The organism is Deltaproteobacteria bacterium, assembly GCA_020845775.1.
Classification (GTDB): Bacteria; Bdellovibrionota_C; UBA2361; order SZUA-149; family JADLFC01; genus JADLFC01.
The window spans coordinates 1-21653 of sequence record JADLFC010000042.1 but is presented as its reverse complement, the minus strand read 5'-3'; the positions used below and the strand labels follow the sequence as shown (position 1 = coordinate 21653).

Genomic DNA, 21653 nt, shown 5'->3' with positions numbered 1-21653 from the left:
AAAGAAAAAGTTCGTGAAAATGGAGAAAATTAACGGCGTTAATAGGGACATAAAGGTGGAGGCGGATTTGCGTCTAAGCGATGCTGCAGAGGCTCGCATTGAAGATCTTATGCATCGGTATCCCTGTTCTAATTCTGCACTGTTGCCGGCTCTCTATATTGCTCAGGAAGAGTGTTCCTGGCTAACGGATCGCGCTATTCGCTGGGTAGCTAGCCGTTTGAATTTGCCATTAGCACATGTGTTGGAAGTAGCTACGTTTTACACAATGTTTTATAAGCAACCAGTCGGCAAATATCACATTCAAATTTGCAGAACTCTTTCCTGTATGTTGTGTGGAGCTAAGAAACTTACTGAACAAGTTCGCAAGCGCTTAAATCTTTCGGCGGGAGAGGTGTCGGGCGATGGCATGTGGAGTTTTGAGGAGGTCGAATGCTTGGGCAGTTGCGGTACGGCGCCAATGGTAGAGATAAACGATACTTTTTTTGAAAATCTTACTCCAGAGAAATTAAACGATTTGTTGAACAAGATTGAAAAGTTTAAACCCGATTTGCGTTATTCAGGCATTCTGGAAGAGTTAGGCAAGGGTTTGGAAGGTTTTCCGAAATCTAGTGTATGGTAGTGGCTGATGGGACACATTAAAATACTTACCGAACATCTCGACCGCGAGGATCAGCACGACATCGATGCTTACGAGAGTCGTGCTGGTTATGCGGCTGTGCGCAAAGCACTTGCTATGAGTTCGGAGGAAATAATAGCAGAGGTTAAAGCTTCGGGTTTAAGGGGTCGTGGCGGTGCTGGTTTCCCCACTGGTATTAAGTGGGGCTTTGTTCCCAAAAACACTGGGAAGCCAGTATATCTTTTAAACAATGCCGATGAGAGCGAGCCAGGAACCTTTAAAGATAGGGCTCTCCTAGAGCGAAATCCCCACATGTGCATAGAGGGCATGATGATAGCTGCAAAAGCCCTATCGTGTCATTGGGCCTGCATTTACATTCGCGGTGAGTATGCTTACCCGGCAGAGCGCGTATCGAAGGCGATAAAGCAGGCATATGCAAAGGGATATTTGGGAAAGAAGATCTTTGGGAGCGATTTCGATCTAGACATCGTCGTGCATAGAGGGGCGGGAGCATATATCTGCGGCGAGGAAACTGGATTAATCGAGTCTCTAGAAGGTAAGAAGGGACAGCCGCGCCTTAAGCCGCCTTTTCCAGCAGTAGTCGGAGCTTATGGTTGCCCTACCGTTGTAAATAATACTGAAACGCTTGCAACTCTCCCCTGGATTATAGCAAATGGCGCTTCGTCCTATGCCAAAATTGGGACGGATAAATCAGCCGGCACTAAGTTGTTTAGTGCATCGGGGCACATCAACAAACCGGGCGTTTACGAGATAGAGTTAGGCTATCCTCTTCTAGAGTTTATCGAAAAGGAATGCGGCGGCGTTAGGAACGGCAGAAAGCTAAAAGCGGTTATTCCTGGTGGTTCCTCGGTGCCAGTGTTGCGCGCCGATGAGCTCGATGGAGTGATGCTCGACTATGAATCATTGGTAAAAGCTGGGACTATGTTGGGGTCGGGTGGTTTAATAGTGATGGACGACAGTACTGATATGGTTGAAGCTGTAATGAATCTCCTTCACTTTTACACGCACGAGTCCTGTGGCCAATGTACGCCGTGTAGGGAGGGCGTGCGTTGGGTTTATAAGACAATAGGCAGAATTAATCATTGTAACGGGACATTTGGCGATATTCGCTTGCTAAAGGATCTTTGCAAGAATATTTCTGGGCATACTATTTGTCCTTTTGGCGATGCCTTGGTTACCCCCGCGCTTAGCTTTTTAAATAAATTCCGTTCTGAGTTTGAGGCGAAAATTGAGGCAGCTACGAGTATGCACGTGGGGAGCAGCCATGGATGATGTGAAAAAGACAGTTAAGCTAACCATTGACGGCGTCAATGTGACTGTTCCCGAAGGGACTAATTTAATAGAAGCTGCGCGCCAGGTCGGTATTGAGATACCCTATTATTGCTATCATCCGCATTTGTCTGTGTCTGGCAACTGTCGCATGTGTCAGGTTGAAGTGGAAGGCATGCCGAGGCTAACTATTGGATGTAATACGGCAGTTAAAGAAGCAATGGTGGTAAAGACGCAGCACACTTCGGACGCAGTTGCAGAGGCTCAACGCGCAACATTGGAGTTTATTTTAGCTAACCATCCGCTCGATTGCACTGTTTGCGATCAGGCTGGGCACTGCAAGTTGCAGGACTATTATTACGAATATAGTCGAGAGCCTTCGCGCCACCAAGTCGAAAAAAAGCACAAGGTAAAAGCTCTGCCACTTGGTCCAGATGTAATTTTTGATGGCGAGCGCTGCATTCTCTGTACGCGCTGCGTGCGTTTTTGCGATGAAGTTACGAAAACTTCGGAGCTTGGAATTTTTAACCGCGGAGATTCAAGCCTTGTAGGAACTTATCCAGGCGTGGAACTCGACAACGCGCTGTCTGGAAGTGTCGTGGATTTATGTCCTGTGGGCGCGCTTACGCATCGCCAGTGGCGCTTTAATACGCGTGTATGGTTTAGCAAGTGGGTAAATACCATTTGCACCGGATGTTCAACTGGATGTAATGCCAAGGTTGCGGTTAGAGATGGACGAGTGGTGTGCGTTAAGGCGAGGCCGAATGAAGATGTCAATTTGGAGTGGATGTGCAACGAAGGTCGCTACGGTTTCGAGCGCTTTCAGCCTGCTAAGAGATTGCTTAGCCCAATGCTTAAGGGCAAGGAAAATTGCGTTGGCTTCAGGGAGCTCGTGTGGAGTCAAGCAAATGCTTTAGCAAGTAGGTTGGCTAGTGGTGATGGGCAGGATGCGTCGAGAAGCGCGGTTTTTCTTTCGCCTTTTTTAACTTTGGAAGAGGTGTGCATTGCTTTAGAGTTTGCAAAGGTGGTCATGGGAGTTTCTCCTAAAGGGCCAAACATTGCTATGCAGTTAAGACAGCGGGATTTAACTGAGGAGGAAAAAATTTTAATTAGCCCAGATCGCGCGCCAAATGCGTCTTCGGCGCTGTTGTTTGGAATTGGCGGTCTTTCTAGCAAGGTAAATTGGCGCGATGCGCTAGAGAAGAGCTACCAGAACCTGTTAAACTCGGTGCGAACTGGGCAAATTAGCAAGGTGCTCTTAGTAGGAGATGCGGCAATCAGCGACCAGGATGTAGATAATTCTCTAACTAGCGCTATGTGCAGGGCAGCGGTTAGTGTAGCTATAACATCGCGAGGTATAGAGGATAGCGAGGGCGCGCATTTTTATTGCGACTTGGTTTTACCCACTAGGACGGTAAACGAGAAAAGTGGCGTAATGCTGAATAAAGATTTGCGGTTTCAGCGTTTGAATTCTCTATTGCTAGCGCCAGCGACTACCAAGCCGGAGTGGCAGATTCTTGGCGAAATAGCCGCGGCCGCAGGACGAATTATTCTTCCCGATGAGGTTGTAGATGATCGCTTGTTGTTTAGGTTTATTATTTCAGAGATAGATGCTTTAAGTGCGCTGTCTTTGTCGAGGATTGGAGAATCTGGTCTTTCGCTCGAGTCTTTGCGAACAAATAGATGCTCATCTTCGAACGAGTCTTTGGCAAGCGATAGATAAGAAGGGACTACTTAGGAGCTTTAGTAGAGAATATGCTTGTTGAGTTTGGCATCGTGGTGCTTAAGGCGGTGGTGGTTTTGGTGGTATTGCTGCACTTTGCTCTATTCACTATCTGGGTGGAGCGAAAGGGTTCGGCGCTCATCCAAGATCGAGTAGGTGCAAATAGAGCTTCCTGGTTTGGCTTCGACCTCGCCGGTGTGCTCAATACCATTGTGGCCGATCCGGTGAAGGCTCTGCTCAAAGAAGATTTCTTGCCAAAGGGGACGAGTCAGTTAATGCATAGCCTCGGGCCTTTTTTAGCAGTGTTTCCTGTCTTGCTTTCATTTGCCGTCATTCCGCTTGGACCTCCAATCTTATGGGATGGGCGAGAGATTAGCTTGCAGTTAGCGGAGCTAAACGCTGGGGTATTATACGTCTTTGCCATGGGGTCGCTTGCTACATACGGCGTCGTATTGGCAGGTTGGGTGTCGAACAACAAGTTTTCGCTTTTTGGTGGGCTCAGAGCTACTGCCCAAATGATTTCGTACGAGATCAGCATGGGTATTAGTATTATTGGAGTCTTGGTCATTTATCAAACGCTGGATCTTCCTAGTATTGTTGAGTATCAGAGGGGAACTTTTTTGGGACTCCCGCGTTGGGGAGTATTTCTAAATCCAATCGGCTTCATTCTGTTTTTCTTCTCTATGATGGCTGAAACAAAGCGAGCGCCTTTTGATTTACCTGAAAGCGAATCGGAATTAGTTGCTGGCTATCTCACCGAGTACTCAGGCATGAAATTTTTGTTATTTTGGTTAGGAGAATTTGCTGAGATAGTAGTGGCGTCTGCCTTAATAGTTGTGCTCTTCTTTGGTGGCTGGCAGTTGCCGTATTTTGATGTTGCGTCGATTTCAAGTGGGGGCATTCAATGGGGTGTCATTCTTGGTGTTGCGGCCTTTATGTTAAAGGTAGCTTTCTTTTGCGTGCTCCAAGTGGTAGTGCGGTGGACGTTACCGCGATTTCGCTATGATCAGCTAATGGGGTTATGTTGGAAGATTATGTTTCCGGTAGCACTTGTTAACCTTTTAGCTACAGTGGTTTTGGTGCTTTCTGGATTCTATGCATAGAAACATCGAAGGAATTTTGTAGAGATAGTTAGAATATGTCATTTTTCGCTATAATCCTTAGCGCATTTACGGTTTTTACTGCCCTAGGGGTGGTGCTATCTAGGCGTCCTCTAAACAGCGCGCTATGGCTTGTAGCTACGCTGTTTTTAGTGGCTGGGCATTTTGCCTATTTAGATGCGCATTTTCTCGCCGTCATTCAAGTGATGCTATATGCGGGAGCCATCATGGTTCTCGTGATATTTGTGATCATGCTCCTTGGTATTCGAGATGGGGGCGAGTTTGATAAGGTGGCTCTGTATAAGGGATTAGCGGTTGGATTGGTTCTAGCTGGATTTGTAGTCATCGTTGGTGGGGCTGCGCTTAGGGAGCTAGAGGGTCTTGAGCTAGTGGGTAGCACACGGCCTTCTAGTATCTTAACTGCCTCAGGTGGTGGCGTTAAGCAAATAGGGCAATCGATGTTTACAGATTTTCTTCTTCCCTTCGAGCTTACGTCTATTTTGCTTTTAGCTGCGATTGTTGGTGCTGTAGTGCTCACGTTAGAGCCAAAGCGACTACTTTCGGCTGGTCGGGGACTAGAGGCAAAGAGGCGTGCTGCTGGAGCGGAGAGTTAATGGATAGTTAGTGTGGCAAGGCGTAGTATAAGGACTGCTTATTCAAGAAGAACATGTTAAGTCATTATTTGATTCTCAGTGCTATTGTTTTTGCGATTGGTGTGTTTGGGGTTCTTCTGCGCCGCAACGCGATTATCGTCATGATGAGCATTGAGTTAATGCTAAATGCCGTAAACTTGGGGTTTGTGGCTGTCTCGAATCACTTGGGAGTTATAGATGGGCAGATTTTTGTTATCTTTATTATGGCGGTAGCTGCGGCAGAAGCCGCAGTTGGGCTTGCAATAATAATTGCGGTTTTTCGCAACTATTACTCTGTTGAGACAGATGAAGTTTCATCCCTAGCTCTTTAGAGTAGTGTAGGGATGCGTTATTAATTTTTGTCTTTAGAAATGGTTTAGGGAAATGAGCGTTGCTTTGAGCACAATTGAGCAAAGTAGGTGGGAAATTTTCTTAATTCCTCTGCTTCCACTGTTTGGAGCGGCAGTGTTGTGGCTAATATCTGGTGCTGGGCGAAGGTTGCACGTCTTAGTTGGGCCTATTGCTACTCTTGCTGCCGTTTCATCTTTTGCTGTCGTCGTTGGATTGTTTTTCCAGCTTAGTTTGCTCGAAGGTGTTTTGGTTGCCAAAGCTTGGAACTGGTTTGAGATTGCTGGGGTAGCAGTCGACGTGGCCTTTCGCTTTGATAATTTATCGTCAGTTATGGCGCTCGTAGTTACGGGTGTCGGTTCGCTAATTCATTTATACGCTATTGGCTACATGGCGGAAGACGAAAATCGGCCTCGCTTCTTTTGCTATCTCAATCTCTTTTTGTTCGCCATGCTTATCTTAGTATTGGCCGATAATCTGTTGCTCATGTTTATTGGTTGGGAAGGCGTAGGCTTGTGTTCGTATTTGCTGATTGGTTTTTGGTTTAAGGACATGAACAATGCAAAAGCTGGGCAGAAGGCTTTTGTAGTAAATCGCATAGGCGATGCGGGGTTTATCCTGGGAGTTTTTTGTCTCATTCTATTTGCCAAAAGCCTTAACTTCGTTGAGATAAATTCCGTGGCGCGCAGTCTCGATGGTAATATCGTTAGTATCATTGCGTTCCTGTTGTTTGTTGGGGCCGTTGGCAAAAGTGCTCAAATTCCACTATTTGTCTGGCTACCAGATGCCATGGCTGGCCCAACGCCTGTATCGGCGCTAATACATGCTGCAACCATGGTTACGGCGGGGGTGTATTTACTAACGCGCCTAGCAGGCTTATTCCTTTCTGCTCCTGGAGTATTGGCGCTGATTTTAGTTTTGGGAACATTTACTGCATTGTTTGCGGCTAGCATTGCTCTGGTGCAGACGGATATTAAACGAGTCCTAGCTTATTCGACGGTAAGTCAGCTCGGTTACATGTTTATGGCTTTGGGTGCTGGCGCCTTTAGCAATGGCATTTATCATGTTGTCACTCATGCTTTTTTTAAGGCATGTCTCTTCATGGGGGCAGGTTCAGTAATAGTTGGTTGTCATCATGAACAAGATATGCGCCACTTTGGTGGTTTGTGGCGCAAGATGCCAGTCACATTTCTTACGTACTTGGTCGCGACGCTTGCGATTTCTGGGATTCCGTTTTTTGTCGGGTTTTATTCCAAAGATCAAATTCTCTGGACAGTTTTTTCGGCCCAATCTCAGTTATTTGGGGTGGAAGTAGGCGTTGCTTGCTGGTTTGTCGGACTATTTACCGCATTCCTTACCGCATTTTACATGACCCGTTCTGTTGCAATGACTTTTTTTGGCAAGTATAGAGGACATGCACATCCGCACGAGTCCCCGTTTACGATGACGCTCCCGCTTATCGTGCTAGCGCTGCTTTCCACGGCCATATTTAATGGCGAGATATTGATGCACTATCTCGAGGCGTGGACACGACCCGATATGCGTGGCGGGCACGAGCATTTGGCGGGGAATCACGCATATCGCGATTTAGAGCGCATTTCGATAATTGTTGCCCTGTGTGGCGTGTTTGTTTCCGGATTTATTTACACAACTATGCCGTGGTTCCCTAAGTGGATAGCAAAATGGCTGCCGTCGGTTTATCGGGCGCTATGCAATAAATGGTATGTCGATGAGATCTATGCGTCCATTGTAGTTAGGCCACTTAGGGGAGTTGCGCGGTTGTTGTTTAGTGCAGTTGATAGGACTTTAATCGATGGGATGTTGGTAGAAGGGAGTGCTCTTTGTGTGGAGGCAAATGGAGAGGCTTTGCGCCGCATGCAGACTGGGCAAGTTCGCTTTTATGCGCTTGTCATGTTTTTGTGCACGTTCCTTTTTATATTAGCTTTCTTGTTATTTTAGATATCTAAATGTTTTCTAATATTATCCACAGCGGTTTCGATTTATCTCTTATGATGTTTCTGCCTCTAGTAGGCATTGTCTGTCTCTTTGTTTTAAGACCAAATCAACGCCAATGGGCTTGGTTTATTGCTACGCTGTTTGCAGGTGCAACATTTGCAAAATCGCTCGTCTTGCTTTTGGCGTTCGATCCAACTGCTAAGGGGATGCAGTTTGCTGAAAAAATTTCTTGGATTCCCGCCTTTGGGATTAACTACTCTTTGGGGATCGATGGCATTAGCATTTGGCTTGTTGTTCTGACGACATTTTTAACATTAGTAGTGGTTTTTGCTTCGCAAACTGTAACTGAGAAGCTGCGGGCGTATTTGACATGTTTGCTGTTGTTGGAAACTGGGATGCTTGGGGCTTTGTTGGCCATGGATGGCATTTTATTCTACATTTTTTGGGAGCTGATGCTTGTACCGATGTACTTTTTAATAGGTATTTGGGGTGGTAAGCGGCGCGTTTATGCAGCATTGAAGTTCGTTCTCTTTACCGCTAGTGGCAGTTTGTTGATGCTGGTAGCAATTGTTTATCTCGCGAACATGTGTGCGCAGCAGCTTGGGCAGGTAAGTTTTGCCATCAATGACTGGGTTAGCTTGGAGTTCTCGCATCGCGAGGAGCTCTTATTATTTTCTGCTTTCTTGTTTGCTTTTGCTATTAAAGTTCCAATATTTCCGCTGCACACCTGGCTGCCAGATGCCCATGTCGAAGCGCCGACGGGGGGCTCAGTGATTTTGGCGGGTGTGCTACTAAAATTCGGCATTTATGGTTTAATGCGTTTCGGCGTTCCGATATTTCCCGAGGCCGTGATAGTTTTTTCGCCCGTGTTGGCTTGGTTAGGAGTGGTGGGGATTATTTTTGGGGCTCTCATGGCATGGGTGCAGACAGACATGAAAAAGTTAGTAGCCTATTCTTCAGTCAGTCATCTGGGTTTCTGTGTTCTGGGGTTTGCCGCCATGAACAAACAGGGCTTTGAGGGAGCAATCCTGCAAATGATTAATCACGGCATATCTACGGCTGCACTGTTTTTAGTTGTCGGCGTTTTGTATGAGCGAAAACATACTAGATTAATTGCCGATTACGGAGGTTTAGCTGCAAAGATGCCTGCTTTTGCGACGGTATTTTTGATATTTACGCTTAGCTCAATTGGTTTGCCGCTTACCAATGGTTTTATTGGTGAGTTCTTGCTTCTTTACGCTGGGTTTTCTTACAACTCAGTTTTGGGAACGTTTGCTGTTAGTGGCGTTATTCTTGGGGCAATGTACATGTTATCTCTCTATAGGCGCGTAGTGTTTGGGCCCTTTGACTTGAAGCGGAATGGCGATATAGCTGATTTGAGCACTAATGAGCGCTTGGTTTTTGCCCCATTAATTGTTTTAGTTTTTCTTTTGGGTTTATATCCAAAGCCGTTTTTAGAGCGCATTGCAGTCTCTAGTGCACAAGCCTTGTACTATCTGGAACAGCAGCCTGCTTTGGAGTTATATCGAAGTGGAGAAATAGCTTTCTTAAGCGATTCAAGTTATCCCGCTGCAAATGAGGATACTTTGCTGCCATGAGTGACATAGACTTTTCAGCCATACTGCCCTTTGTGGTGTTGTTGTGTGGTAGCCTTACGGTGCTCCTAGTGGGCACATTTTTTGGGAAGGAGAGAACATTCTCGCGCGTCTGTCTGTCGAGCGCATATTGTGTGCTCGCATGGCTAACGTCTCTGGAGTATGTCTACGGCAATCACACTGCATTGGGAGGTTTTTTGCGAGTGGATTCGTTCTCTTTCGTGCTTTTTGGCGTCATATTGCTAGGGTCTGCCATGACGCTTTTATTAAGCCAGGGAACTTTTCGCGATCAGCGCCTTGACGCAAGTGTTGATTTTGATGTGCTGATGTTGTTGGCGACAGCCGGTGCGATGGTTATGGTTGCCTCTCAGCATCTAATAATTACTTTCCTTGGAATAGAATTATTGTCGGTCGCCGTTTACGCGCTTTGTGCTGGAGCGAGAAATGAAAAGGCTTCGGCAGAAAGTGCCATGAAGTATTTTATTTTGGGCGCCTTTAGCTCTGCCTTTCTGCTGTACGGGATTTTATTAATATATGCGAGCACTGCTTCAATGCAGCTCCAAGACATTGCCTTAGCAGTGTCATCCTCTTCTCCCAAGGACATTCTGCTTATAGGGATTGGTCTAGTGATTTTTGGTTTTGGCTTTAAAGTTAGCTTGATACCGTTTCATTTTTGGACTCCAGATGTGTACCAGGGCGCGCCCACCACGGTAAGCGGCTATATGGCCGTAGTTGTAAAGGTGGCCGCTTTTGGAGCATTCTTACGCTTAATGTCAACGGCATTTGGCAACATTAGCGGTGCGTGGACTGACTTGTTTTGGACGCTTTCGGTAATTACCATGGTGCTAGGCAATCTCATGGCGCTTCGCCAGGAGAGTTTAAAGCGAATGTTAGCGTATTCTAGCATCGCGCACGCGGGTTATGTGTTGATGGGTTTCTTGGTGATGGACGCATCTGGAGGAGGGGAGGCAGCGGTGTTTTATCTTTTGGCGTATTCGCTTATGACTTTGATAGCATTTGGTGTAGCTCTGCATGCTACTGCTGGCAGTGAAAACCAGTATGACAATGACAAGATAGAGGCTTTGCGCGATTTGGGTTGGAGTAATCCGCTGCTAGCTTTAGTAATGACAGTTTCTATGTTGTCACTAGCCGGCATCCCCCCGCTTGTGGGTTTTGTTGGCAAGTTTTATCTCATTAGCGCGGTTATTAAAGGCGGTTACATAGGACTTGCTATTATTGCTGTTTTAAGTTCTCTGATTTCGCTTTATTATTATCTGCGTGTCGTCGTGGTAATGTATTTTCTGCCTGGAACTGAGGGGAAAAGTGTCGTTCGGCTTGACGGCAATGAGTTATTGCTTAGTCACAGAGTGGTGTTAGCTATTGCCGCTCTAGGAACTATTTATTTTGGATTGTTTTCCTCGTCATATATCGAATATGCAAGAATGGCAGTTAAGAGCTTAACCTAAGTGAGTATTTTTTGTACGATTACTACTGTGCTGTAAGACAATCGTCTCGGGTTGGAGGTGAACTAGATAGTGCGGGGGACAGTATTTCTGCACCAGCGGCGTTGTCGGCGAGGTACGCTGTTCTGTCGCTGGGAAGGCAGAGATATTCGCCTATGCTCGTTGCAATCTGCAAAGGCCAGGATGCGAGCATCAGTAGCCAAATTGCTACGAAAATGGCAGTCCAGGGCATTCAGGAAGAGGCTTTTTCTTGCTATGAGCAGACCCCAGCTGCGAGTCTTGCCGTTGCGGAACACGCTGGCGATGAGAAGCTTTGCATAGAAATAATACGAGCAAGTTTTAAGCGAGCAAATCAGCAAGTTCATGACTATAGCCAGCGAATGTTATCGAGCCGAGCAGTGTGTTGTCATGGCACGATGGCGGTATTGATTGGGCGGCATATTTCTGTAGGGCGGGTTGGTCAATACGAGAGTTTTTTGTGGCGGGCTGGGCAGATTCATAGGTTTTTTCAGCCAGAACCGAGTCGCGAGGCTATTTCGCTCGCATTGAGCTGCTCGATTGGCAAGGATAAAAGGGTGTGGGTAGAGCTAGCATCGACTGAGCTTGAAAAGAGCGACGTAGTAATTATTACGACTCAGCTATTTAGCGAAAAACTAATTTCAAGAATTAAAATGGTCGTTCAGTCACTTGGCTCGCTAGATGAAGGCTGTTGTGATTTGGCGGAGTTTGGCGTAGAGCAGCATTGGCAAAGTCGCGAAGGCTCGCTAGCTGGACTTGCAGGTGGTGACTCGGTAGTTTTTATGCTTAGAGCAGAATCTCCCGTTATTGACTTAAAAGATGTAATACTTGAGGAGTAGTGGTGAGGATAGGGAGGAGTTTATTGGGTTAATCGCCATGTTGGGCTAACGGAATGAGTAGTTTAGTATGATATCGCGTTATACACGAAAAGAGGCAGGAGAGATTTGGTCGGAAGAGTATAAGTTTCAGCTGTGGCTAGAGATTGAAATATTGGCTCTCGAAGCTATGGTGAAGGCTGGACGCGTTCCGCAGGAGGCTTTGGACAATGTTAGGAAGAAGGCGCATTTTGATGTCGCTCGGATTGCCGAGATAGAGAATGACGTTAAGCACGATGTAATCGCGTTTTTAACTAATGTTGCCGAATACGTAGGAGAGAGTGCGCGCTTCCTTCATTTGGGAATGACTAGTTCGGATTTGTTAGATACTTGCTTTTCGCTTCAGTTGACGAGAGCTTTAGATCTAATCTTAAGCGGTTTAGATGCCTTACTGGAGGCGGTAAAGCGGCGCGCTCTTCAGCACAAATTTACGGTGTGCGTTGGAAGATCGCATGGCGTTCATGCCGAGCCTACTACTTTTGGGCTAAAGCTCGCCTGTTGGTATTCTGAATTGTGCAGGCACAAGAGAAGACTGGGATTTGCGCGCGAAGACATAGCGGTAGGCGCAATTTCTGGTCCTGTTGGAACTTATGCCCATTTGGGGCCAGATATAGAAAAGCACGTATGTGAAGTTTTTGGGCTAAAGCCGGTTGCCGTCTCTACGCAAATTATTCAAAGAGATAGGCACGCTCACTTATTTTCGAGCATGGCAGGTTTGGGTAACACGTTGGAAAAAATCTGCGTTGAAGTGCGGCACTTGCAGAGAACGGAAGTGCGAGAGGCGGAGGAGAATTTTACTAAGGGGCAGAAGGGGTCGAGTGCGATGCCTCATAAGCGCAATCCGATCTTGTCGGAAAACGTAACGGGGCTAGCTAGATTAGTGCGTAGCTTGTCACAGGCCGCGATGGAGAACGTCGCCTTATGGCACGAGCGCGATATTAGCCACTCCAGTGCAGAGCGCGTCATTGCGCCTGATATTTGTATTGCCTTGGATTTCATGGTTAACCGCGTGCGTTCCATCATCGACGGCTTAGTCGTCTATGTAGAGAATATGCAAAAAAATTTGGAGTCTACAGAGGGTTTAGTCTTCTCTGGCAGTCTGCTGGTAGCTTTGGCGAGCAAAGGGCTTTCGCGGGAGGATGCGTACGCTTTGGTTCAGAACCATGCCATGGCTGTGTGGGATGAATTGTCGAAACCTGGTAGGGGCGAAAACTTTTCTAGCTTTCCAGAGCGCATTCGAGCGGATGCAAAAATCGGGGCCATTTTAACCAAAGAGGAGTTGGATGAAGTTTTTTCGCTAGCGCCCCATCTTCAGCATGTAGACTATATATTTAGTCGAGTTTTTGAAGTATGATGTATTTTTTCATGCGTAAATTAACCATCTTATGTGCGGATAGTGCGGTTCTTACGATATAGCTTGGGGATTTAAATTATGTCATATATTCCAATTGTAGTTATCGCAGTGCTGATAATATATGTAATTAGTGCTTACAATGGCCTCGTTTCAAAACGAGTTAGAACGGAGAACGCTTGGTCGCAGATAGATGTTCAGCTTAAGAGGCGATACGATTTAATTCCAAATTTGGTAGAAACTGTTAAAGGCTATGCTTCGCATGAGCGCGGAACTTTAGAGGCCGTTATTCAAGCTAGGAACATGGCAATGCAGTCGGCAAATGCTGGCGAAGCTTCGCGCGCGTCGCTCGAAAATGCTTTGAGTGGGACGCTAAAAAGCTTGTTTGCGTTATCGGAATCATATCCAGATTTAAAGGCCAATGAGAATTTTAAAAGCTTGCAGGAAGAACTCAGCTCGACTGAAAATCGCATATCTTTTGCCAGGCAGCATTACAATGATTCTGTTGGCGGTTATGTAACTGCCTTACAAGCTTTTCCGTCAAACATTATTGGCAATATATTTGGGTTTAAACCGCGGGAGTTTTTCGAGTTAGATGCCGATCAGGCGAAGCAGGCTAAGGAGCCTCCAAAAGTATCTTTCTAGGTCTGCTAAGCGTGCAGGACTTAAACCCTGAACGCTTACTAATTCTGGTTATCGGGTAACGTTGGGGTAGTTTGTTGCAGCTCACTCGTTGTTTCGTCGCCGCAGTTTGCGTGGCGGGCTTTGCAGTGCTTTTCGTGGATAGCTAGAGTAATTTCGTAATACAGTTCGAGTGCGTCCGGATTTAAGTTCCGAATTAGCTCGCAACTCATTGCAAAGTTTAGCATCGACATTTTTATGTCTCTGCCTCGTGCTTTTAGCTTAGCGATGTGGTCGAGTTCGCCCATCAATGTTTCGGCTAGAAGTTGTATAGCGGCTCGCTCTCGTTCTATGCTGTTTTTAGCTTTTATTTTAGCGGCTATTTCGGCAATTTCGCGAAGGCTGTCTACTGAGAATGGCTCAAACAAGAAGCCGTCTATCCCCAGAAACACGTTGTTAATAACTGAGTGCTTGTTCTGTGAGCCGGCTTTCCCTACTAAGATATAAGCGCAGTGCTTGCCTTGAGTGGTGGTCTTGGCAATTTGAATAAAATTTTCGATATCATTAACCTGGAAATTATGGGAAATAAACACTATGTCGCAACGATGATCGCTTTGGAGTTTAGAAAGTCCGTCTTCCATGTTGCTAAGGCTAAGGACTCTCGCAAAAGTGTGGACGTTATGTGCAGCTTGCCTTAATTTCCCCCTACTGGCCATTTCGGGGTCGATGATTAGTGAGGAAAATTTATTATACATGCAATGGTCCAGCGTGAATAAACTCGTTTTAGTCTAATCGGCAATAATTTATGTTTATTCAATATTTTTATGGCATAAAGCCGAGTATGCGAGTGCAAAATGTCTGACATTATGGAGTTTTATTTATGATGCTGTCTAATGAGGATATAAAAAAAGCTATAGAAAACAAGGCATTAATAATAGAGCCCTTCCATAAACGCTGCATTAGGGCAGCTGGAGTGACCTTGCACTTGGGAGCTAAGCTGCTTAAGCCCGAGGCTGGCATAGTCGTTGATGTCAAGGCAAAGAAGGCACCAAAATACAAAGAAATTGTTATTGAGGATGCGGCTCCATATAAACTAATGCCAGGAGAGTTCTTGTTGGGGCACACCTACGAGTCGGTTACGGTTGGGTCAAGCATTGGATTCTTAATTGAAGGCAGAAGCACTTTGGCGCGGGTGGGGTTAACAATTGTGCAGACAGCGATGCTAGTTTATCCGGGACATAGGGATAGACCAATTACGTTAGAGTTTGCCAATCACGGACCGAATGCCGTGTTGTTATATCCAAAGATGAAAATTGCGCGAGTAGTGTTATTTGAGTTAAAAACTCCAAGTTCAGAGCGTTACGATGATTGTGGAAAATACCGCAACCAGGAGAGCGTAGGTACGCCAATTTTTGAAGATGAATTTATGGGCGAGGATTAAAAAAGGTATGAATTTAGAAAGTGGTGAATATTTTGTAGGAGGCATTCCGATTCTAAGCATTTGTAAGGAATTTGGCACGCCGCTTTACTTGTACGAAGGAGAACGTCTTCTAAGTCAGTGCAAAAAACTTCAAGTGGCTTTTAAATCCATGAATGTAAAATGGAGATATGCCTTAAAAGCTTGTAGCAACCTCTCTATAATTAAGCTCTTGAGAACCGCAGACATGGGATTAGATGCCGTCTCCATTCAAGAGGTGAATCTTGGCCTCCTTGCTGGAGTTCCGGCTAAGGATATTATTTTTACTCCGAGTTGCGTTGCCTTTGACGAGATAAAGGAAGGCGTTGATGCTGGAGTTGTCGTAAACATCGATAGTTTAAGCCTCCTCGAAAAGTTTGGCAGTTATTATGGCGAAAACGGATATTGTTCGATTAGGTTTAATCCAAATATCGTTGCTGGAGGAAACGCGAAAATTCAAGTTGGCCACAAGCATTCGAAATTTGGGGTTCCGCTTGTCCAGTTGCCAGAAGTGAAGGCGCTTGTAGACAAATATAAAATTAAAATTATCGGTGTGCACGTTCATACTGGCTCGGATATCCTTGACATAGAATCATTTGTCGAAAGTGCGAGGGTATTATTTGAGATAGGAGTGGGTTTTTCGGATTTGCAATTTATTGATTTTGGTAGCGGATTTAAAGTTTCATATTATGACACGGATAAGTCTACGGATATTGACACATTAAGTACGCGTCTAGAAGCGGATTATCGGGATTTTGTGCGCAGATATGGAAGGGATGTGGAGATTTGGTTTGAACCAGGTAAGTTTATTGCAAGTGCGGCAGGCATTTTGTTAGTAAATGTAAATGTCGTGAAGCCAACTCCGGAGGTAAACTTCGTAGGCGTCAATTCAGGTTTAAATCACCTAATCCGTCCGATGATGTATGGCTCTTATCACGATATAGTAAATATTTCGAATCCAAGTTCTGAGAGAAGAAAATACACAGTAGTCGGCAATATCTGCGAGACCGACACTTTTGGTGCCGACAGGATGTTGTCTGAGGTGAGGGAAGGTGATGTGTTAGCTATTAAGAATGCTGGTGCCTATGGCTTTAGCATGAGTTCTCAGTACAACTCGAGGTACAGACCAGCAGAGGTTTTGGTGTACAAGAATCAAGCGAAGCTCATTCGCAAGCGAGAGGATTTTTCGGATTTATTGCGCAACCAAATAGACGTACCACTATAAAAATAAAACTTTTGGCAATATTTTCTTAATTCTTCGCGCAGCTTCCTTCGTGTCCTTAATGCTTGGAACGAGAGCGAAGCGCACGTAGCCTTCGCCAGGGTTTAAGCCATCGTTAGTCTTGTCGCTAATCCATGCGCCGGGCGTAGTTACTATGGCAATTTCTGGGGAGAGCAGTTTTTGTGCAAATTCAACGGATGTAATTCCCTCAGGAACCCTTTGCCAGAGATAGATAGTCGCGTCTGGCGCACAATCCGGAAGTTTAATCGAGCGAAAAGCCTCTGCGAGTAGATCCCTTTTTGTCCTGTATTCGGCGCGCATCTCTTCGACGTGAGTTTCGTCGCTAAGAGCGGCAATGGCCCCGTCCTGGATAAAGGTTGCCGTCCCCGAATCGATATTGGTTTTTAGCTTTTTAAAAATATCTACAATTCTCTTGTCTCCTGCTACCCAGCCCACTCGATAGGACGTCATCGCGCTTCTCTTGGAAAAGGAGTTAAATACTATGACGCCTTCTTTAGTGATCTCTAAAATGCTGTGTGGTGGTTCAGTATAATAAATCTCGCTATAGGCTTCATCCGAGGCAACAATAATATTGTGCCTACTTCCGAACTCGACAATTTCCCTTAAATGCGATAACGGCGCTATAGCTCCACTTGGACTATTTGGGTAGTTGACCCACATAATCTTTGCTTTCCTGCAAACCTCATCTGGAATGGAATTTAGGTCGACTAAAAATTTGTTTTCTGCAAGGAGCGGTACGTAGTACGGAACTCCTTCAGCGAATAAAGTCCCTCTGGTGTAAGGTGGATACCCAGGCGTCGGTATGATTACATAATCTCCAGGATTAACGATTCCTTCGGGGAAATTAAATACGGCCTCTTTTGAGCCTATGGTAGAAGCGATTTCGGTATTCGGATCCATCTCAACCCCAAAGCGCCTATGCATCCACTGGGCGATTGAGTGGCGAAATTCAGTATTCCCTATGTAGCTCGGGTAACCCGACGATTTTCGCTTATTTACCCCTTTTTGAGTTGCTTTGCGCACAACTGCCGGCGTCGGCACTGTAGGATCTCCCACTCCGAAATCAATTGGAGTAATTCCAAGGCTCCTCAATTTTTCAACCTGCTTGTCAACTTCTGCAAAGGCATATGCTCCTATGGACTGCAACCTTTTTGACGCCGTAATCTCCATAATTTTTCTTCCTTTTTATTCTCCCTTCAGACTTTTAAGGTGCGTGTTATATCATTTACAAAAAGTACAATATTTAACTTACCCTTTGGAAAATGTATTTTGGGCACGCATTAGATGGCTCTATAGATTAAAAAAAAGACAAAGGAAATGGTTTTCCTTTGTCGGTGTCAAAAATATTTCGCTCATCGGGTGCGTCGATTTACAGGTTAATAACATCACATAAGACTATAAGTTAAGTCGGTAAATTTTATTGGTTGCTTTAAGTGTCAGAACAAACTAATAAGCAACTATGCAGTTGAATTCGGGCAGTTGTTTTAAAAGTGTTTGGCCGTTTTTTGTGAGCCAAGCGGGTCGATTTTTTGGCTGGCGAATCTTGCGATACGTAGGTCATATGTGCAGTCGTTTTTATTGTGAAGCAGCAATGGGGGGTTTAGTGAAAATGAATTATGGAAAGAAAACTTTGTGGTATCGGTGGTGCAAAGTTGGGACGGCAGTTGCCTTATTGTCGACGGCAAGCGTTCAATTTGCGTTACCAGCTTTTGCAGAACAGTTGAGTGTTCAGGATAGCAGTGGGGATTTGAGATCTGCTGCTGTGTTATCTAGCGGCAAGTCAGCTAATATCCAGGTCGTGTTGAGCGGGTCTGCTCAGGACAAGTTAGGAAGTTTGGAAATAAAGCTCTTAGATACAGCTTCGTCTCAGGTCATCCAAGCTGTAAAAACTGATGATGGTGGGCAAGCGTTATTTGAGAAGGTTTCTGCTGGTAGCTATAAAGTAACTTTGGATGAAGCGCCATCAACGGTTAAGCTTGGCAGCGTGAAAGTTATAGAGTTAAATCCGGCGCGGCAGGATCAGACTTCTAAGAACGAGCAGCGCGATTTGACGAGAGCCGTATATGTCGTGGGTGCAAGTGCTCTTCCCGTAGCAGTAGGACTTTCTCTTGCCGATTCTGATTCAAAAGGAGAAGGTAGTGCATTTGCTGGACAGGTAGATTCTAATCTTACGGCTGAACAGTCTGGGCTAAACGCTGCTAATCAGCAAGGCTCAAACGGCAGTTTAGTGGCACCTTTGGGAGCTGGACAAGTGTCTGCGTTGGGAAGTGCAGCGCCAGATCCAGGAGCACCGTCGCCAGCGCCTAGTGCTGCTGATACTACGGTCAATACTGCGCCCGATGAGGCCGACCCGGGTTCGCCGTCACTTGACAGTTCTACGCCGACCGCGGCGCCTGTTCCGCCAGATCCAATTGATCCGCCAGCACCGTCTTCTAGTTAATCTAGGGAAATGCGCGTTTATTCAGAATGGTGCAGGGCCAGTGTGCTTTGGATAGTTGTGAGAATTGGCAAGGTATAGAGTTTTGTTATACGGACTTAAGATAGGGAGTGAGATTATGGGACAGGGATTGCAGCGAATCGAGAAAAGAGATTTTGGTATCCAGGCTAGGCCGTGGATGCTTTTGTTGTCGAAATTATTGTTGGTGGCGTTTTTGTTGCCGAGTGCATCGCAAGCGGTGGATTTGGAGGGCGATGGAACTGATGACTTAACTGTGTTTAGGCCGCTGTTGGGCCCGGTTATTGGCACTTGGTTTGTGGCTTCTTCGAGAGATGATTTGACGTACATTTATCAATGGGGTTTGGAGGACGATGTGCCTGTAGCTGGTAACTTTACTGGTGGAGCTGGTAGCGATTTAGTCGTATGGCGTCCAACCGACGGAGTTTGGTATCTGAGGCACTACGATGCTTCGCTTGATTTTAGTGACGCGTCTGCTTATCAGTGGGGTCTAAGTGGGGATACGGCTCTTCGCTGCGATTTAACGGGTGATGGGCCAAATGAGCTTACTGTGTTTAGGAATAGTAACGGCACTTGGTATTCCCGAAATTCTGCTGTTGGCATTGCTAATTATTCAACAGCAACTGTTCAGCCGTGGGGACTGTCTGGAGACACTCCGGCACCGGCTGACTATGACGGAGACGACAAGTGCGATTATGCTGTGTTTCGCGATGGTAATTGGTATGTCATCTTATCGGCCAGTGGTGGAACAGATGTAGTGACCATTGGTTGGGGAACGACTGGGGACATTCCCGTTCCAGCAGACTACGATGCCGATGGCATTACCGATTTCGCCGTTTACCGCGAGAGCGCCTCATCAGGTCCAACTTGGTTTATTCGACAGTCGAGCAAGTTGAGCGATCTAGCTACCTTCGGGCGTTCTTTACAGTGGGGTTTGGTAGGCGACGTGCCATTAGTTACCGACGTTACTGGAGATGGGTTAGTTGATATTACAGTGTGGAGACCTAGTACTGGTATATGGTACGTTTTAACTTCAGAAAGTGACTTTGCGTCGGCATTGGCTTTCCAGTTCGGATTACCGGTCGATATTCCTCAAGGTCGTTAGTCAATCACTCGTTAGGAAATTAAGTCGCTCTAGCGACTACTTAGTAGTGAAAAAAGGCCCGCTATAGCGGGCCTTTTTGTTACATTTTAGCCAATTATAGAATGCTTTGGCAGTCTAAGGCTGCCCACATGCGGCAGGTGCTTTTGCAACTAATCAGTAACATATTGATTTGTGTAGCCGAATCTCGCTAGCATGATTTTTGCAGATAGGTGCCAATAGACAAGGCGGAAGAATTTTTGAGTGACCCCGTGCTTATGGAGACGCTGGTATGCAAGATCGGGTAAACAAAATAACTCATGTTATCAATAGGTTGATGCCTCTTCTGCTGGCATATAGTTATCTTTTTATGATTGCGCCTGTAGCTCATAGTCAGCAGGCTGGCGCGATAAATGGGCCACTGAGGGTATCTACTCTGAACTCTCGCTATTTCACGGATAACTCCGGCAAAGCTATTGCCTTGAGCGGATCGCATACGTGGGGTAATTTTGTAGATGTTGGGCCTAGTAATAACAACTTGCCGTCCGGTTTGGACAACATATCTACTACGGCTACCGTCGAAGGTTTTGTGCAATATCTCGACTTTTTAAAGAAGTATAACCACAACTTTATACGTTTGTGGCGATGGGAGCTTACGTATTGGAAACGCTACACAGATCTCAAGTACCGCTATTCTAGCCCGCACCCTTGGAAGCGCACTGGGCCCGGTTCCGCCAAGGACGGTCTGCTGAAATTTGACCTTAAGCAATTTGAGCAATCTTACTTTGACCGCTTGAGGGAGCGCGTCATTGCGGCTGGCAATCGCGGCATCTATGTTTCTGTTATGTTGTTTGAGGGCAATGCTCTTTATTTTCCTGAGTATGATACTTGGGTCGGTCATCCGTATAACATCAACAACAATGTCAATAACATTAATGGCGACCTGAATAGTGACGGGCAAGGCGTCGAAATTCATACGCTTAGTAACAGCCAAATAGTAGCGTTTCAAGAAGCCTACGTTAGAAAAGTTATCGATACTGTAAACGACCTGGACAATGTCTTGTACGAAGTTGGTAACGAGATTGGCTCTTACTCAATTCCCTTCCAGTACCACATTATAAATCTAGTTAAGAGCTACGAAAAAACTAAGCCCAAACAGCATCCTATAGGCATGACTCACTGTTATCACAGGGATACTAAGTATTGGTCTACTCATCAGGATTTGCGCAATAGCCCTGCAGATTGGATTTCGCCTGGTGGCGAGGTAGTTCAAACCGCTGACTACGTAACCAATCCGGTAGTAAACGATGGCAAGAAAGTTGTCTTAGCTGATAACGATCATTTGGGTTGGCGCCAGCGAGACGCTGCCTGGCTTTGGAAGATATTCATGCGCGGGCATAGTCCAATCTGGATGGATGCGTATTTTGGTTTAAATGGCAATGGGCCGTGGCTATACGATATGCAAGCTGACATCGAAAAGATCCGCAAGTATCAGGGGTATATTCTAACTTACGCAACGAAGATGAACCTAATTGCGATGGTTCCTAGTAACAGCGCATCGGACTGCTCGACAACTTATTGTCTTAGGAATCCTGGAAAGGAATATTTTATCTATCAACCTACTAGTTCAACCGCTTTTAGCGTTAACTTAGTATCTGGTAGCTATACCTACGAATGGTTCAATCTGTTGACAGGAAGCATTGCTCAAACCGGAAGTTTTAGCGCATCCTCGGGCAACAGGAACTTTACCCCGCCTTTTGCTGGTGAGGCCTTGCTATATATAAAATCGTCAAGCACGACCGATGCCACAGCACCAGCTGCGCCTACTGG

19 protein-coding genes are annotated in these 21653 nt (G+C 45.8%); 17 read left to right on the top strand and 2 right to left on the bottom strand.

The window, feature by feature from the left end; genetic code table 11:
* Positions 1–13: 13 nt before the first annotated feature.
* The 12 genes from nuoE (at position 14) to IT291_02925 (ending at position 13612) form a co-directional block, all read left to right on the top strand.
* Positions 14–619, top strand: coding sequence for an NADH-quinone oxidoreductase subunit NuoE (gene nuoE / locus IT291_02980; protein MCC6220185.1), 606 nt, complete (start codon positions 14–16; stop codon positions 617–619).
* A gap of 6 nt (positions 620–625) precedes the next feature.
* The gene (gene nuoF / locus IT291_02975; GenBank protein MCC6220184.1) at positions 626–1909 is read left to right on the top strand and encodes an NADH-quinone oxidoreductase subunit NuoF; all 1284 of its coding nucleotides are present in this window, start codon (positions 626–628) and stop codon (positions 1907–1909) included.
* Positions 1902–3629, top strand: coding sequence for a (2Fe-2S)-binding protein (locus tag IT291_02970; protein ID MCC6220183.1), 1728 nt, complete (start codon positions 1902–1904; stop codon positions 3627–3629). The genes nuoF and IT291_02970 overlap by 8 nt, the downstream gene beginning before the upstream one ends.
* A 32-nt stretch (positions 3630–3661) precedes the next feature.
* On the top strand, positions 3662–4732 hold the full coding sequence (locus tag IT291_02965) for an NADH-quinone oxidoreductase subunit H (protein ID MCC6220182.1): 1071 nt from the start codon (positions 3662–3664) through the stop codon (positions 4730–4732).
* Between the two features lie 35 nt (positions 4733–4767).
* Positions 4768–5343 carry an NADH-quinone oxidoreductase subunit J gene (locus IT291_02960; GenBank protein ID MCC6220181.1) on the top strand — a complete coding sequence of 192 codons (576 nt, stop codon included), beginning with the start codon at positions 4768–4770 and terminating at the stop codon, positions 5341–5343.
* 53 nt (positions 5344–5396) lie between these two features.
* Positions 5397–5693, top strand: coding sequence for an NADH-quinone oxidoreductase subunit NuoK (gene nuoK, locus IT291_02955; GenBank protein MCC6220180.1), 297 nt, complete (start codon positions 5397–5399; stop codon positions 5691–5693).
* Between the two features lie 52 nt (positions 5694–5745).
* Positions 5746–7668 carry an NADH-quinone oxidoreductase subunit L gene (gene nuoL / locus IT291_02950; GenBank protein MCC6220179.1) on the top strand — a complete coding sequence of 641 codons (1923 nt, stop codon included), beginning with the start codon at positions 5746–5748 and terminating at the stop codon, positions 7666–7668.
* Positions 7669–7676: 8 nt separating this feature from the next.
* Positions 7677–9263 (top strand): NADH-quinone oxidoreductase subunit M, encoded by a 1587-nt coding sequence (locus IT291_02945; protein MCC6220178.1) that lies wholly within the window; start codon positions 7677–7679, stop codon positions 9261–9263.
* Complete coding sequence (locus IT291_02940) at positions 9260–10726, top strand: NADH-quinone oxidoreductase subunit N (GenBank protein MCC6220177.1); 1467 nt, start codon at positions 9260–9262, stop codon at positions 10724–10726. The genes IT291_02945 and IT291_02940 overlap by 4 nt, the downstream gene beginning before the upstream one ends.
* An 11-nt stretch (positions 10727–10737) precedes the next feature.
* On the top strand, positions 10738–11580 hold the full coding sequence (locus IT291_02935) for a hypothetical protein (GenBank protein MCC6220176.1): 843 nt from the start codon (positions 10738–10740) through the stop codon (positions 11578–11580).
* Positions 11581–11647: 67 nt separating this feature from the next.
* Positions 11648–12970, top strand: a complete 1323-nt coding sequence (locus IT291_02930; protein ID MCC6220175.1) for an adenylosuccinate lyase — start codon at positions 11648–11650, stop codon at positions 12968–12970.
* A gap of 78 nt (positions 12971–13048) precedes the next feature.
* Positions 13049–13612, top strand: a complete 564-nt coding sequence (locus tag IT291_02925) for a LemA family protein (protein MCC6220174.1) — start codon at positions 13049–13051, stop codon at positions 13610–13612.
* A 38-nt stretch (positions 13613–13650) separates the two neighbouring features.
* On the opposite strand, the gene IT291_02920 is transcribed toward IT291_02925, so the two are convergent.
* Positions 13651–14343, bottom strand: a complete 693-nt coding sequence (locus IT291_02920; GenBank protein ID MCC6220173.1) for a hypothetical protein — start codon at positions 14341–14343, stop codon at positions 13651–13653.
* Positions 14344–14468: 125 nt separating this feature from the next.
* Between IT291_02920 and dcd the strand changes: the two genes are divergently transcribed.
* A complete protein-coding gene (gene dcd / locus IT291_02915; protein ID MCC6220172.1) occupies positions 14469–15029 on the top strand; it encodes a dCTP deaminase in 561 nt (186 codons plus the stop codon).
* Positions 15030–15036: 7 nt separating this feature from the next.
* The gene (gene lysA / locus IT291_02910) at positions 15037–16269 is read left to right on the top strand and encodes a diaminopimelate decarboxylase (protein ID MCC6220171.1); all 1233 of its coding nucleotides are present in this window, start codon (positions 15037–15039) and stop codon (positions 16267–16269) included.
* Here lysA and IT291_02905 read toward each other — a convergent pair.
* Positions 16264–17457 carry an aminotransferase class I/II-fold pyridoxal phosphate-dependent enzyme gene (locus IT291_02905; GenBank protein ID MCC6220170.1) on the bottom strand — a complete coding sequence of 398 codons (1194 nt, stop codon included), beginning with the start codon at positions 17455–17457 and terminating at the stop codon, positions 16264–16266. The two genes, lysA and IT291_02905, sit on opposite strands and share 6 nt — an antisense overlap.
* A gap of 439 nt (positions 17458–17896) precedes the next feature.
* On the opposite strand from IT291_02905, the gene IT291_02900 reads away from it, so the two are divergent.
* The 3 genes from IT291_02900 to IT291_02890 all read left to right on the top strand — a co-directional run.
* On the top strand, positions 17897–18727 hold the full coding sequence (locus IT291_02900; protein ID MCC6220169.1) for a hypothetical protein: 831 nt from the start codon (positions 17897–17899) through the stop codon (positions 18725–18727).
* A gap of 115 nt (positions 18728–18842) precedes the next feature.
* On the top strand, positions 18843–19847 hold the full coding sequence (locus tag IT291_02895; GenBank protein MCC6220168.1) for a VCBS repeat-containing protein: 1005 nt from the start codon (positions 18843–18845) through the stop codon (positions 19845–19847).
* A gap of 268 nt (positions 19848–20115) precedes the next feature.
* The coding region (locus IT291_02890; protein MCC6220167.1) for a hypothetical protein at positions 20116–21653 on the top strand (1538 nt) is incomplete at its 3' end.

What these genes read in the sequence shown, in the direction of transcription:
- nuoF (MCC6220184.1), top strand. Translation starts at nt 626, where the DNA reads ATGGGACACATTAAAATACTTACCGAACATCTCGACCGCGAGGATCAG.
- IT291_02970 (MCC6220183.1), top strand. Translation starts at nt 1,902, where the DNA reads ATGGATGATGTGAAAAAGACAGTTAAGCTAACCATTGACGGCGTCAAT.
- IT291_02965 (MCC6220182.1), top strand. Translation starts at nt 3,662, where the DNA reads ATGCTTGTTGAGTTTGGCATCGTGGTGCTTAAGGCGGTGGTGGTTTTG.
- IT291_02960 (MCC6220181.1), top strand. Translation starts at nt 4,768, where the DNA reads ATGTCATTTTTCGCTATAATCCTTAGCGCATTTACGGTTTTTACTGCC.
- nuoK (MCC6220180.1), top strand. Translation starts at nt 5,397, where the DNA reads ATGTTAAGTCATTATTTGATTCTCAGTGCTATTGTTTTTGCGATTGGT.
- nuoL (MCC6220179.1), top strand. Translation starts at nt 5,746, where the DNA reads ATGAGCGTTGCTTTGAGCACAATTGAGCAAAGTAGGTGGGAAATTTTC.
- IT291_02945 (MCC6220178.1), top strand. Translation starts at nt 7,677, where the DNA reads ATGTTTTCTAATATTATCCACAGCGGTTTCGATTTATCTCTTATGATG.
- IT291_02940 (MCC6220177.1), top strand. Translation starts at nt 9,260, where the DNA reads ATGAGTGACATAGACTTTTCAGCCATACTGCCCTTTGTGGTGTTGTTG.
- IT291_02930 (MCC6220175.1), top strand. Translation starts at nt 11,648, where the DNA reads ATGATATCGCGTTATACACGAAAAGAGGCAGGAGAGATTTGGTCGGAA.
- IT291_02925 (MCC6220174.1), top strand. Translation starts at nt 13,049, where the DNA reads ATGTCATATATTCCAATTGTAGTTATCGCAGTGCTGATAATATATGTA.
- IT291_02920 (MCC6220173.1), bottom strand. Translation starts at nt 14,343, where the DNA reads ATGTATAATAAATTTTCCTCACTAATCATCGACCCCGAAATGGCCAGT.
- dcd (MCC6220172.1), top strand. Translation starts at nt 14,469, where the DNA reads ATGATGCTGTCTAATGAGGATATAAAAAAAGCTATAGAAAACAAGGCA.
- lysA (MCC6220171.1), top strand. Translation starts at nt 15,037, where the DNA reads ATGAATTTAGAAAGTGGTGAATATTTTGTAGGAGGCATTCCGATTCTA.
- IT291_02905 (MCC6220170.1), bottom strand. Translation starts at nt 17,457, where the DNA reads ATGGAGATTACGGCGTCAAAAAGGTTGCAGTCCATAGGAGCATATGCC.
- IT291_02900 (MCC6220169.1), top strand. Translation starts at nt 17,897, where the DNA reads ATGAATTATGGAAAGAAAACTTTGTGGTATCGGTGGTGCAAAGTTGGG.
- IT291_02895 (MCC6220168.1), top strand. Translation starts at nt 18,843, where the DNA reads ATGGGACAGGGATTGCAGCGAATCGAGAAAAGAGATTTTGGTATCCAG.